The following is a 12282-nucleotide window of genomic DNA, read 5'->3' on the forward strand; positions in this document are numbered from 1 at the left end:
TTCCGGGACCGCGAGCGCGCACCCCCTGGGCAACTTCACCGTCAACCGCTACGACGGTCTCGTCGCCGCCCCCGGCACCCTCCGCGTCGACCACGTCGAGGACCTCGCCGAGATCCCGGCGACCCAGGCCAAGCCGGACATCAAGCGGCTCGGCATGACCGAGTGGGCCCGGCAGCGGTGCGAGAAGGCGGCGGACGGCAGCGAGGTCACCGCCGACGGCCGCCCCGCCGCCCTCACCGTCACCGGCAGCAGCGCCCGCCTGCGGCCCGGTCAGGCGGGCCTGAACACCCTGCGCGTGGAGTGCCGGCTGACGGCGCCGCTGCCCGAGGCCGCCAGCGTGCGCCTGGGCTTCCGCAGCGCCGGCACCGCTTCCGGGCCCGGCTGGCGGGAGATCACCGCGCGCGGCGACCGGATGACGCTCACCGCCTCCGACGTACCGAAGACGTCGGTCTCCCACGAACTCACCAGTTATCCGAAGGACTTGCTCTCCTCCCCCGCCGACACCACCACCGCGGCCCTGCGCGTGCGGCCCGGCGGTCCGGCCCTGGTCGAGGAGCAGCAGGACGCCCCGGCCGCCTCGGTGCTCCCCCGCGGCGCCGACCGCTGGACCCGCGCCCTCGACTCCCTGGTCGCCCGGCACGACCTCACCGTCGGCTTCGCGGCGCTCGCGCTGCTCATCGCGATCGTCCTCGGCGCGATGCACGCGCTCGCCCCGGGCCACGGCAAGACCCTGATGGCGGCGACGGCAGCCGCCCGCGGAGGCCGGGCCCGCCTGAAGGACGTCCTCCCGCTGGCCGCCTCGGTGACGGTCACCCACACCCTCGGCGTCGTGGCCCTCGGCCTCCTGGTGACCGCGGGCTCGGCCGCGACGCCCTCGGTGATCGCCTGGCTCGGCATCGCCAGCGGCGCCATGGTGACCGCGGCGGGCGTCACCCTCGTACGCCGGGCCTGGCACAACCGCACGCACGGGCACCCGCACCCCCATCCCCATCCGCACCCACATCCCCATGCGCATCAAGAGCCGGTTGCGGAACGCTCGTTGGAGCTCGTGGGCGCCCACGGCGCGTCAGCCCCGGCCGGGCACACCCACCACCGTCACCACCACCACGAAGACGACCACCACCACGACCACGCCCACCCACACGCCCACGCCGTCGAGCACACCCACGGCGGATTCACCCACACCCACGCCACCGCCCCCACCCTCCGCGGCACCATCCTCCTGGGCTTCGCCGGCGGGCTCGTGCCGAGTCCTTCCGCGGTCGTCGTGCTCGTGGGCGCGGCGGCCCTCGGGCAGGCCTGGTTCGGGCTGCTGCTCGTGGTCGCGTACGGCGTCGGGCTCGCCCTCACGCTCACCGCGGCCGGATTCGCCGTCGTCAGGCTGGGTACCGGAATGAACCGGGTGCTCGGCAGGCGCCCGCGCTGGACCGCCCACCCGATGGCGGCCCTGGTCCGCAGGACCGCACCCCTGGGGTCGGCGTTCCTGGTCGTGGCACTGGGGGCCGGATTGGTGCTCAAGGGGGCGGCAGCGGCACTCGGATGAGCTACTTTGTGAAGAGACCTGGTGAGATGCCGTGGGGGGCGTCGGTGTCCGAAGAACCCGGCAACGAACGTGTGATCGCGGGCCGTTACCGTCTCCTGTCCCCCCTCGGCGAGGGCGGCATGGGAACGGTGTGGCGGGCCCGTGACGAGGTCCTGCACCGCGAGGTCGCCGTCAAGGAGGTGCGGGCGCCCGCCGGGCTGCCCGCGCCGGAGGTCGAGCGGATGTACGCCCGGCTGGAGCGCGAGGCGTGGGCGGCGGCCCGGGTCGCCAACCGCAACGTGGTGACGGTGTACGACGTCGCCACCCAGGACGGCCGGCCGTGGATCGTGATGGAGCTGGTGCGCGGCATCTCGCTGGCCGAACTGCTGGACGCCGAGGGCCCGCTCACACCGCAGCGGGCCGCGCACATCGGCGCCGAGGTGCTGGCCGCGCTGCGGGCCGCGCACGCGGCCGGGGTGCTGCACCGGGACGTCAAGCCGGCCAACGTGCTGCTGTCGAACGACGACCGGGTGGTGCTGACCGACTTCGGCATCGCCATGGTGGAGGGCAGCTCGGCGCTGACGATGACCGGTGAGGTGATCGGCTCGCCCGAATTCCTCGCCCCCGAGCGGGCGTTGGGCCGCAAGCCCGGCCCCGAGTCGGACCTGTGGTCGCTGGGCGTACTGCTGTACGCGGCCGTGGAGGGCAACTCGCCCTTCCGTCAGGACACTCCGCTGAGCACCCTGCGGGCGATCGTCGACGAGGAGTTGCCGCCGCCGCACCGGGCCGGCCCGCTCGCCCCGGTCATCGAGGGGCTGCTGCGCAAGGATCCGGCCGAGCGGCTGCCGGCCGAGCGGGCCGAGCAGGACCTGAGGATCATCGGCGCGGGCGGCACGCCCTTCGCGCAGACGGTGCCGGCACCGGCGTACACCCCGACCGTGGCCGCACCCTTCCGGCAGGAACCGCCCACGACCCCGTTCCGGCCGGCTCCCACTCCTGCTGCGACTCCGACGAGCACACCGACCGACACGGCACCGGACCGCAACCGGCGCGCGGCCGTCGTCCTGGTCGCGGGCGTCCTCGCCCTCGCGCTGGCGATCGCGGGGCTGACGTACGCGCTGCTCAACCGCGACGACGGCAAGGGGAACGCGGGCGACCGCACCACGTCGAGCGAGGCGTCCACGCCGGGCGCGACCGGCACCGCGACCGCGCCCGGCGGCGCCCAGAGCCCCACGACGAGCAGGAGCAGTGCCGCCGGCAGCCAGGCGCCGCAGTCCGTGCGGGTCACGCTGTCCGGCTCGCGGACCGACTATGCGGGGACGTGTCCGCCCTCCGGCGGGGAGGCGCCCGCGTTCACCGCGACCATCACCGTGGGCCGGCTGCCGGCCGAGGTGACGTACCGGTGGGTGTCGAAGGACGGGCAGGTGATGGATCCGGGGTGGAAGACCCTGTCCTTCCCCGCGGGCGGCGGGCGGACCAAGCAGGACAAGGCGTTCGTGACGACGTACGACAGCGGGGGGACCTTCCGGAACTCGATCAGCGTCGAGGTGCGCTCGCCGGTGCACACGACGTCCGACTCGGTGCCGTTCTCGGTGACGTGCGAGGGGGCGACCCCGACGGGCGGGGCCTCCCCCAGTGTGTCGCCGTCCCCCTCGGGGTGATCAGGCGTTGTTGGTCAGCACGGGCAGGTAGCCGCCGGACTGGCCGGAGGCGGTGGGGTGGTAGGACTCGCCGATGTCGAGCCAGTCGACGCTGTGCAGCCAGGAGCTGCCGGAGCAGATCTCGTGGCCGGTGAAGGTGGTGCGGACGTCGCCGAAGGTGAAGCCGTGGTTGGCGGCGGCCTTGGCGAGGGCGGTGTCCAGGTAGTCGGCCGCGCCGTTGATCGCCTGCCGTTTGGTCTCGGACAGGCCGATGCAGGTGGTGCCGAGCTTGTAGAAGCGGGGGTAGCCGAGGACGACGACGTGGGCGTTCGGGGCCTTGCTGCTGATCGCCGAGTAGACGCTGTCGAGTTGGCCCGGCAGGGTCGAGTCGACGTACGCCTTGGCGGTGTTGATGCGGGACAGGCAGGTGCTGTCGGACTGCAGGACGCAGGTCGTCATGACGTCCGAGAAGCCGGCGTCGTTGCCGCCGACGGTGATCGACACGAGGCTGGTGGCGGAGCTGAGCGTGCCCAGTTGTCCGGAGAGAACATCACCCGTTCGGGCGCCGGAGCAGGCCATGAAGTCGAACGTCGAGGGTGAATGGGCTGCCGCCCAGAGGTAGGGGTAGGCCTTCGTGCTGCGGTCGCAGGAACCGCTGGAGCTGATGTAACTGCCCGCTCCGACTCCCGAGGAGTAGGAGTCGCCGAGGGCCACATAGCCGCCGTTCGCGGCGAGTTGGGACGCCTGCGCCGTCGTGGCCCCGGTGAGGGCGGCGGTGACGGCGAGGAGGATCGAGCTCACGAGGCCGACAATTCGGGAACGTCTCATGGAACCTCCCTTTAGCAGGATCTCTGCCATAACCGTCGTAGCAACTACGCGCGTTTCCGGGAAGTGTTCATGTCAATAATTTCCGGCTTGCACGGTCCGCCGCCCATCGCGCCGCCCTCGTCCGCGTCTTGACGCCCCGTCTCACGCTGCGCGACATTGAAGCCCGGCATTCCGACGCGCTGGGGGGCAAAGTCGTCAATGCGGACCTTGGACATCAGGACGTTCTCGACCGGCGGCACGCTGTCGCCGCTGCTCGCGGGGGCCGCGACGGCCGTCGGGGTCTTCGGCGCCCTGCTCGCGCTCACCGACGCGGACTCGCCGCTGCGCGGGCCGCTCACCCTGTTCTTCCTCATGGCGGCTCCCGCGACGGCCCTCGCGGCCGCGCTGCGCGGTCTGGAACGTTTCGGCCGCACTCTCGCCGCGCTCGCCGGCGCGGTCGTCCTCGACATGCTGGTGGCCCAGGGCATGCTCGCGGTTCACCGATGGTCGGTACGTGGCGGGATCGTCGCCATAACCGTGATCAGTGTTCTTCTTTTTCTTCTAAGTTGTGTAACGGTCAAACCAACAAAAACGTGAGGCCTCGTTCCAGGCCTTGCCATACGGACGCAATCGTCAATACCGTCGTACATCTCACCCGCATCGGTACCGTCATCGTGCGGCTCATGGGGAGGGCTCAAGGACCGCGACGGTCGCCGACGTGGGGCGCGGTAGGGGGGTGCCGTGCTCGGTGACCGCACTTGTGACCGAGTCGTGCCGCGCGACCGTCTGCCTCTGCGCGACAGACGGCCGGCCAGCTTTGCCAGCTTCGGCGTGCGCGGAGATCCCTTTCGTCACGCCTCAGGCGTCAACCCCCCTTTCGAACCGGATACAGAGCCGGGCCGCCCAGGGGCGGGCGGTCCACCGGACGAGAGGGACCAGACTCATGAGTTCCGTTCTGCGGCCGGCGACGACGGGCCAGGACCCGTCGACAGCCGGCAAGTACCGGCCGATCTCTTCTCACCTGGCGATCGCTCCGCCGGTGAGCGTGGTGATCCCCGCCATGAACGAGGCGGAGAATCTCCCGTACGTCTTCAAGACCCTTCCGGACTGGATACACGAAGTCGTCCTCGTCGACGGCAACTCCACGGACGGCACCGTCGAGGTGGCCCGTGAGCTGTGGCCGGAGGTGAAGGTCGTCGAGCAGCGCGGCAGGGGCAAGGGGGACGCGCTGATCACCGGGTTCGAGGCGTGCACCGGCGACATCGTCGTGATGGTGGACGCGGACGGCTCGGCCGACGGCAACGAGATCGTGTCGTACGTCTCCGCACTGGTCTCCGGCGCCGACTTCGCCAAGGGCTCGCGCTTCGCCAACGGCGGCGGCACCGACGACATGACCTTCATCCGCAAACTGGGCAACTGGGCGCTGTGCACCATCGTCAACCGCAAGTTCGGCGCCCGCTACACCGATCTCTGCTACGGCTACAACGCGTTCTGGCGGCACTGCCTCGACAAGATCGACCTGGACTGCACGGGGTTCGAGGTGGAGACCCTGATGAACATCCGGGTGGTCAAGGCGGGGTTGAAGGTGCAGGAGATACCGAGCCACGAGTACCTCCGCATCCACGGCACCAGCAACCTGCGGGCCGTACGGGACGGTTTCCGGGTGCTGAAGGTGATCCTCAAGGAGCGCTCCAACCGGCGCGAACTGCGCCGCCAGGAACATCCCTCGCCGCTGCTCGGCTCGGTCCCGCTCGACTCGGCACCGCTCGACTCGGTCCGGGGAGAGGCGTCTTGAGCGATCCCGACATCTCCGTCGTGATCTGCGTGTACACCGAGGACCGCTGGGAGGACATCCTCGCGGCGGTCTCCTCCGTGCGCACGCAGTCCCGGCCCGCGCTGGAGACACTGCTGGTCGTCGACCACAACCCGGCCCTGCTGGAGCGGCTGGCCAAGGAGTACAAGGAGGCCGCGGACGTCCGGGTGCTCGCCAACGCGGGCCCGCGCGGCCTGTCCGCGGGCCGCAACACCGGCATCGCCGCCTCGCACGGCGAGATCATCGCCTTCCTCGACGACGACGCCGTGGCCGAGCGGGACTGGCTGCGGCACTTCGCCGCGGGGTACGCCGATCCCCGGGTGATGGCGGTGGGCGGCCGCACCATGCCGGTCTGGGCGTCGGGACGGCGTCCGGCCTGGTTCCCCGAGGAGTTCGACTGGGTGGTGGGCTGCACCTACCGGGGCCTGCCGCCCGGCCGGGTGCGCGTCCGCAACGTCCTGGGCGGCAACGCCTCGTTCCGGCGCACGGCCTTCGACGCGGCCGGCGGCTTCGCGACCGGCATCGGCCGGGACGGCGACCGGCGCCCGCTGGGCTGCGAGGAGACCGAGCTGTGCATCCGGCTCACCCGCGCCAGACCGGACGCGGTCCTGCTGATCGACGACCGCGCGGTGATCCACCACCGGGTACCCGAGGCGCGTCAGCACTTCGGGTACTTCCGCACGCGCGCCTACGCCGAGGGCCTGTCCAAGGCGCTGGTGGCGCGCAGCGTCGGCGCCGGCAAGGGACTCGAGTCCGAACGCCGGTACGCCACCCGGGTGCTGCCGGCCGGCGTGGCGCGCGGTCTGCGGGACGCCGTACTGGCCCGGCCGGGCGGTGCGGGGCGGGCCGGCGCGATCGTCGCCGGGGTGCTCACGGCGGCCGGCGGGTACGTGGTCGGCACCGTCCGGGCGCGCAGGGGCGCCGCCGCCTTCTCCGTGGCCGGGGTCGACGAGATCGAGGGGGGGATCCCATGAGTGAGGGGTTCGTGCCGATCCTGATGTACCACTCGGTCGCGACGGCGCCGAACGACGCCACCCGTGCGCTGTCGGTGGCGCCGGAGGCGTTCGCCGAGCAGATGGCGATGATCGGCGACCTGGGCCGCACGCCCGTCACCACGGCCGAGCTGGCGGCTCGGTGGCGCTCCGGACGCCCGCTGCCGCCGCGCCCGGTGCTGATCACCTTCGACGACGGCTACGAGGGCGTGCACCGGCACGCCCTGCCCGTGCTGGCCAAGCACGCCTTCCCCGCCACCCTGTTCGTCGCCACCGGCTGGATCAGGGGCGCCCACGACACCGGGGGCGGCCTCGACACCATGCTGGACTGGGACCAGGTGCGCGACCTCGCGGCCACGGGCGTCGAGATCGGCGGCCACAGCCACACCCACCCGCAGCTCGACCAGCTCGACGACGCCGCGCTGCGCCACGAGCTGGTCCGCTGCCGGGACATCGTCGCCGCCGAACTGGGCACCGCGCCGGTCTCGTTCGCCTACCCGTACGGCTACTCCAGCCGCCGGGTGCGCACCGCGGTGCGCGAGACGGGGTACGCCCAGGCGCTCGCCGTGGGCAACGGCCTGGCCCGGCGCCGGCAGGGACCGTACGCCCTGCGGCGGGTGACCGTACGCCGCCGCACGGACAGCGCGGAGTTCGCGCGGCTGATAGAGGGCCGCGCGATCGCCCGCACCTTCGCCGGGGACCGTGCCCTCACCAAGGGCTACGCCCTGGTCCGCAGAGCCCGTCAGGTCCGCCGGAAGGCCATCCGTTCCCGTGTCTGACACGACGACCACCACCGAGGCGCAGCCCGCGAAGGCGCCGGCCCAGCCCGGGCGCCGGCTCCGGCTGCCCGGCCTGGGCCGGTCCGCAGGCGGCAGCCAGCTGTTCCGCAACGCCTACGCCCTGATGCTCAACACGGGCATCTCCGCCGTGCTCGGCCTCGGCTACTGGCTCATCGCCGCGCACTACTACTCCGACTCCGCGGTCGGCCAGGGTTCGGCCGCGATCGCCGCGATGAAGCTCCTGGCGGGGCTCACCGCGGTGACGCTGACCGGCGCGCTCGCCCGCTTCATCCCCGTGGCCGGACGGGCCACCGGGCGGCTCATCTTCCGTACCTACGCGGGCAGTTCGCTCGTGGTGTCGCTCGCCGCGATCGTCTTCCTGCTCACCCTGAACCTGTGGGGGCCGTCGTACCGCTTCCTGCACGGTCCCGTCCACGGGCTCGGCTTCATCGTGGCCGTGATCGCCTGGAACCTGCTCACCCTCCAGGACGGGGTGCTGACCGGGCTGCGCAGCGCGCCCTGGGTGCCGGTGGGCAACACCGTGTTCTCCGGGGTCAAGCTGGTCCTGCTGGTGGGGCTCGCCGCACTGATCCCGACGACGGGCGTGTTCGTCTCCTGGGTCGCGGCCATCGCCACCTCCGTGGTGCCGCTGGGCTGGCTGGTCTTCCGGCGGCTGGTGCCCCGGCACGTCGAGGCCACCGAGGACCACGCGCGCCCGCCCTCCGTGAAGGAGATCGGCCGCTTCCTCGCCGGCGACTACACCGGCTCGCTGTTCTCGCTCGCCGTGGTCTACCTCGTCCCGGTGATCATCGCCTCGCAGGTCAGTTCCGAGGACAACGCGTACTTCTACATCACCACCACGATCGGCGGCACGGTCAACCTGCTCGCCATCAACATGGGCGCCTCGCTGACCGTCGAGGGCTCGCACGACCCGGCCCGGCTGGCCGCCAACACCCGGGCCGCGCTGAAGCGGATGGCCCGGATCATGCTGCCGATCTGCGGGCTGCTGTTCGTCGGCGCGCCGTGGATCCTGGGCGTCTTCGGCCAGGGCTACGCGGACGCGGCGACCCCGCTGCTGCGCTGGTTCGCGGTCGGGGCGCTGCTGCGGGTCGTGATGGAGACGTACTTCGCGGTGCTGCGCGCGCAGAGCCGCACCGCCGGACTGGCCTGGCTGCAGGGCCTGTTGTGTGTGCTGGTGCTCGGCCTGACCCTGCTGCTGCTGCCCCGGATGGGGCTGACCGGCGCCGGTGTCGCCGAGATCTCGTCGCTGGCGGTGATTGTCACGATCGCCGCGCCGAAGCTGTACCGGACCCTCACGGCCGCGCCGGCCGAGGTCCCGGAGGCCACGGCACCCGACGGGGACCTCGCCGACCTGGGGGCACGTGAGGTGCCGGCCACCCCCCAACGGCGCCGTCCCGCCTGGGCGTTGGACACCGACACCCTCGCCCTCGGCATCCACGTCGACTTCGACCACCAGGAGCGCCGCCCCGACGTCCGCCCGGGGCCGGGCACCCCGCCCACGGGCACGCCCGTCGTGCGGGCCGAGCACCGGCCGACGTGGGCGGTGGGGCTTCCGGTGGAGGAACGGGAGCCGGGGTCGGAGGCCTCGCTGGGGCCGGCGGAGATCGACGCGCCCTTCGAAGAGGCCGCGGTGTCCGAGCAGGAGGCCGTTCAGGCGGAGGCCGTACCGGCGGAGGCCACACGGGAAGAGGCACGGTCCGCTGGAGCGCCGCCGCCCCTGTCCTGGCGGGAGCGTCTGCAGCCGACCCGGGCCGGTCTGCTGCTGGGCTGTCTGCTGACCGCCGCGCTGCTGCTGTACTGGGTGCCCGCGTTGGCCCTCGGCGAGAGCGATCTCGACGAGATGGGCGGGCTCGGGCTGATCTCCGTCCTGCCGCTGCCCACGCTCGTCGGCGCCGCCCTGCTGGTCGCGGTGTTCGCCTCGCTGCTGTGGCTGGGCCGCGAGCACAAGGCGCTGCTGCTGGCCACGCTGCTGGCCACCGTCGTGTCGCTGCACGCGCTGCCCGCGGTGATCGAGACCGAGCCGCGGTTCCCCACGGCCTGGCAGCACCTCGGGTTCCTCGACTACATCGACCGCACCGGCTCCGCCGTACCGGACCTGGACGCGCGCTGGAGCTGGCCCGACTTCTTCGCGGTGGCCGCGTTCGTCGGCCGGGCCTGCGGGCTCACGGACTACACGGAGGTCATCCGCTGGTGGCCGCTGACCATCCAACTCCTCTACCTGGCACCGATGTTCCTGCTGGTGCGGTCGATGCGGGCGAGCTGGCGGGCCAAGTGGACCGGCATCTGGATCTTCGTCCTGAGCGGCTGGGTCGGCCAGGACTACTTCTCCCCGCAGGGCTTCACGTTCCTGCTGTATCTGACGTTCGTGGCGGTCCTGCTCGTCTACTTCCGCGCACCGCGGATGATCTGGGCGAGGAGTCGGCCCGGCGAGGCGGAGGTCGAGCCGACCGACCGGCGTCAGCAGGTCGTCCTGCTCGGGGTGTTGATCGGCCTGTTCGCGGCGAGTGTGCCCGCCCACCAGCTCACCCCGTTCGTGATGCTGGGGGTGCTCACCGCTCTCGTCCTGATCGGCCGGTCCGAACTGCGCGGCCTGCCCGTCCTGTTCGGCGTGCTGGTCGCGGCCTGGCTGGGCTTCATGGCCGAGCCGTACTGGTCGGGGCACTTCAACGACCTGTTCGGCGGGGTCGGCGGGGTCGGCAGCAATGTCTCCACCTCCGTCTCCGGCCGTATCCAGGGCGGCAGTTCGAGCCACAAGCTGGTGCTGTACACGCGGGTGCTGCTGGCCGGCTCCGTGCTGCTGTTCGCGTGCTGGGGCTGGTGGCGGCGGCGCGACCACAAGTACCGCGAGCGGTCCCTGCTGGTGCTCACCTTCGTGCCGTTCCTGGGCTTCGGCATGCAGTCCTACGGCGGCGAGATGGCGCTGCGCGTCTTCATGTTCGCCGCGCCCGGCGCCGCCCTGCTGGCCGGTCTCGCCCTGTTCCCGCGCACCGGCGTCACCGCCGAGGAGCGGGACAAGGACCGGGTGAGCCTCGCCCCGCTGGCCGCGCTGATGGCGGGGCTGCTGCTCATGTGCGGCTTCCTGGTGGCACGGTGGGGCAACGAGCCGTTCGAGCGGGTGCGGCCCGGCGAGGTCGCCGCCATGGACTACGTGTACGCCCACGACGAGCCGACGGTGCGCCTGCTGTGGCTGAGCAACGACACCGTCAACGACGTGACGCCGGCGATGCCGTGGGGCGCGCGGGACATGGAGCGCGTCACCTACGTGCCGACGCTCGCGCCGGCCGACCCGGTCCTGGTGTCCGGCCTGGTCAAGGCGCTCAAGGACGCCGGCCCGAACTCGTACCTGATGATCAACGCGAGCCAGGTCGCCTACCTCCGGATGGACGTGGGCTACTCGGCCACCTGGCAGCCCCGGCTGATGCAGAACCTGGACCGGCGTGCCGAGTTGAAGAAGGTGTTCGTCAACGACGACGCCGTGCTCTACGCGTTGAGGAAACAGCCCGGGGGCGAGGTGCCGAAGCCGGACCCCGGTCCGATCGGGCCGCAGATCACCTGGACGCCGTGGTCGGTCGTGGGCGGACTGGCCGCGCTCGCGCTGGTCGTGCTGCTGACGGCACGGGAGGCGGTGCGGGTCGCGGTGCGGCCGAGCGTGCGGCAACTGCGGTGGCTGCAGAGCAGTTTCTGGTTCTCGCTGCCGCTGCTGGCGGTGCTGCTGGCCTCGCTGGTGCAGCGGTTCCTGACCATGAAGTGACGGGCGAAGTGGCTCTGGCGGCCGCCTACCGCTTGAGCCACTTCACCTCGTACGCCTGCATGGGGAACCGCTTGCCGTCGACCAGCGCGCTGATGGACCGGTCGAGGGTGTTGACGACCAGGACGTCCTCGTCGGTGGCGAGGACGCGCACGTTGGGCACGTCGTCGGCGGCGACGGACACCGTCTCGTACCTGCTGCCGGGCCCGAACGCCCGGTCGAACCGGGAGACCAGGTCGAACATGGGCAGGGCCCTGCCCCCGTCCGCGCCCTCCGTCGGCGTCCACAGACACCCCGCGCAGCCGTCGCCCTTCTCGTCCTCCGGGTTCCAGTAGAAGCCGGAGGAGGCGCCGCCCCTGACCATGGCGATCATGCCGGCGGCCTGGACGGCGACCCGGCGGGCCTCGGACCAGCCGGTGCGCTCGTCGTTGCCGTCGGCGGGCTCGACATAGTACTCGGCCCACCACAGCGGCAGGTTCCCGGTCCGCTGCCGCACCCACCTGCCCACCGCGGTGAGCTTGTCGGTGGCCGCGAACTCGTCGGGCAGCAGCTCGTCGTCGTTGGTGTAGCTGGAGCCGTCGACGACGACGAAGTCGGCGCCCGCCTTGTGCCTGTTCCAGTAGGCGAAGGCGTCCAGGACCCGCTGGTCCATGGCGCCCCAGGGCCCCTTGAAGGTCGCGGAGGCCTCGTCGGCACGCGGGTCGACGCTGTCCATCACCAGGTAGGGCCCGCCGACCATGATGTCCTTGTCGACCTTCTTCAGGGCCGCGTAGACCAGGTTGTAGAGCTTGGTGTACCCCTCGTAGTCCCAGCGGCCCTTCGCGTCGTTCCAGAAGCCCTTGAACTCGTTCCACACGACGAAGTGGCGCACGTCGGGGTAGCGCCTGGCGACGGTCGCGGCGAGCGCGGCGAAGTCGGCGTAGTGCTCGGGCAGCGGGGCCGTCTCCAGCGCGGACCGGC

At 72.0% G+C, this 12282-nt stretch carries 10 protein-coding genes; 7 read left to right on the forward strand and 3 right to left on the reverse strand.

Features of this window, described 5'->3' with window-relative positions:
- Positions 1-1543 (forward strand): HoxN/HupN/NixA family nickel/cobalt transporter (locus tag ACYF6T_RS43510; protein WP_461703520.1); only part of this gene is annotated, 1543 nt, incomplete at its 5' end.
- A gap of 44 nt (positions 1544-1587) precedes the next feature.
- Entirely contained in the window at positions 1588-3183 is a 1596-nt protein-coding gene (locus ACYF6T_RS43515; protein ID WP_461703521.1) for a serine/threonine-protein kinase, read from the forward strand.
- Here the strand turns inward: ACYF6T_RS43515 and ACYF6T_RS43520 are convergent, their stop codons facing one another.
- Together ACYF6T_RS43520 and ACYF6T_RS43525 are read right to left on the reverse strand one after the other, a co-directional pair.
- A complete protein-coding gene (locus ACYF6T_RS43520) occupies positions 3184-3990 on the reverse strand; it encodes an SGNH/GDSL hydrolase family protein (protein ID WP_461703522.1) in 807 nt (268 codons plus the stop codon). It abuts the gene before it with no gap.
- Between the two features lie 44 nt (positions 3991-4034).
- Complete coding sequence (locus ACYF6T_RS43525; protein WP_461703529.1) at positions 4035-4205, reverse strand: hypothetical protein; 171 nt, start codon at positions 4203-4205, stop codon at positions 4035-4037.
- Between ACYF6T_RS43525 and ACYF6T_RS43530 the strand changes: the two genes are divergently transcribed.
- From ACYF6T_RS43530 to ACYF6T_RS43550, 5 genes are all read left to right on the forward strand, one after another.
- Positions 4189-4566 carry a hypothetical protein gene (locus ACYF6T_RS43530; protein WP_461703528.1) on the forward strand — a complete coding sequence of 126 codons (378 nt, stop codon included), beginning with the start codon at positions 4189-4191 and terminating at the stop codon, positions 4564-4566. The two genes, ACYF6T_RS43525 and ACYF6T_RS43530, sit on opposite strands and share 17 nt — an antisense overlap.
- A gap of 346 nt (positions 4567-4912) precedes the next feature.
- A complete protein-coding gene (locus tag ACYF6T_RS43535; protein WP_461703523.1) occupies positions 4913-5764 on the forward strand; it encodes a glycosyltransferase family 2 protein in 852 nt (283 codons plus the stop codon).
- The gene (locus ACYF6T_RS43540) at positions 5761-6756 is read left to right on the forward strand and encodes a glycosyltransferase family 2 protein (RefSeq protein ID WP_461703524.1); all 996 of its coding nucleotides are present in this window, start codon (positions 5761-5763) and stop codon (positions 6754-6756) included. The genes ACYF6T_RS43535 and ACYF6T_RS43540 overlap by 4 nt, the downstream gene beginning before the upstream one ends.
- Positions 6753-7553 (forward strand): polysaccharide deacetylase family protein, encoded by an 801-nt coding sequence (locus ACYF6T_RS43545; protein ID WP_461703525.1) that lies wholly within the window; start codon positions 6753-6755, stop codon positions 7551-7553. The genes ACYF6T_RS43540 and ACYF6T_RS43545 overlap by 4 nt, the downstream gene beginning before the upstream one ends.
- A complete protein-coding gene (locus ACYF6T_RS43550) occupies positions 7546-11325 on the forward strand; it encodes a lipopolysaccharide biosynthesis protein (protein WP_461703526.1) in 3780 nt (1259 codons plus the stop codon). The genes ACYF6T_RS43545 and ACYF6T_RS43550 overlap by 8 nt, the downstream gene beginning before the upstream one ends.
- A gap of 25 nt (positions 11326-11350) precedes the next feature.
- Here the strand turns inward: ACYF6T_RS43550 and ACYF6T_RS43555 are convergent.
- Positions 11351-12282 (reverse strand): xylan 1,4-beta-xylosidase (locus ACYF6T_RS43555; RefSeq protein WP_461703527.1); only part of this gene is annotated, 932 nt, incomplete at its 5' end.

The organism is Streptomyces sp. 7R007, from assembly GCF_054850255.1.

Coding starts and splice junctions, on each gene's coding strand:
- ACYF6T_RS43530 (WP_461703528.1), top strand. CDS start 4,189: ATGCGGACCTTGGACATCAGGACGTTCTCGACCGGCGGCACGCTGTCG.
- ACYF6T_RS43545 (WP_461703525.1), top strand. CDS start 6,753: ATGAGTGAGGGGTTCGTGCCGATCCTGATGTACCACTCGGTCGCGACG.
- ACYF6T_RS43520 (WP_461703522.1), bottom strand. CDS start 3,990: ATGAGACGTTCCCGAATTGTCGGCCTCGTGAGCTCGATCCTCCTCGCC.
- ACYF6T_RS43525 (WP_461703529.1), bottom strand. CDS start 4,205: ATGTCCAAGGTCCGCATTGACGACTTTGCCCCCCAGCGCGTCGGAATG.
- ACYF6T_RS43535 (WP_461703523.1), top strand. CDS start 4,913: ATGAGTTCCGTTCTGCGGCCGGCGACGACGGGCCAGGACCCGTCGACA.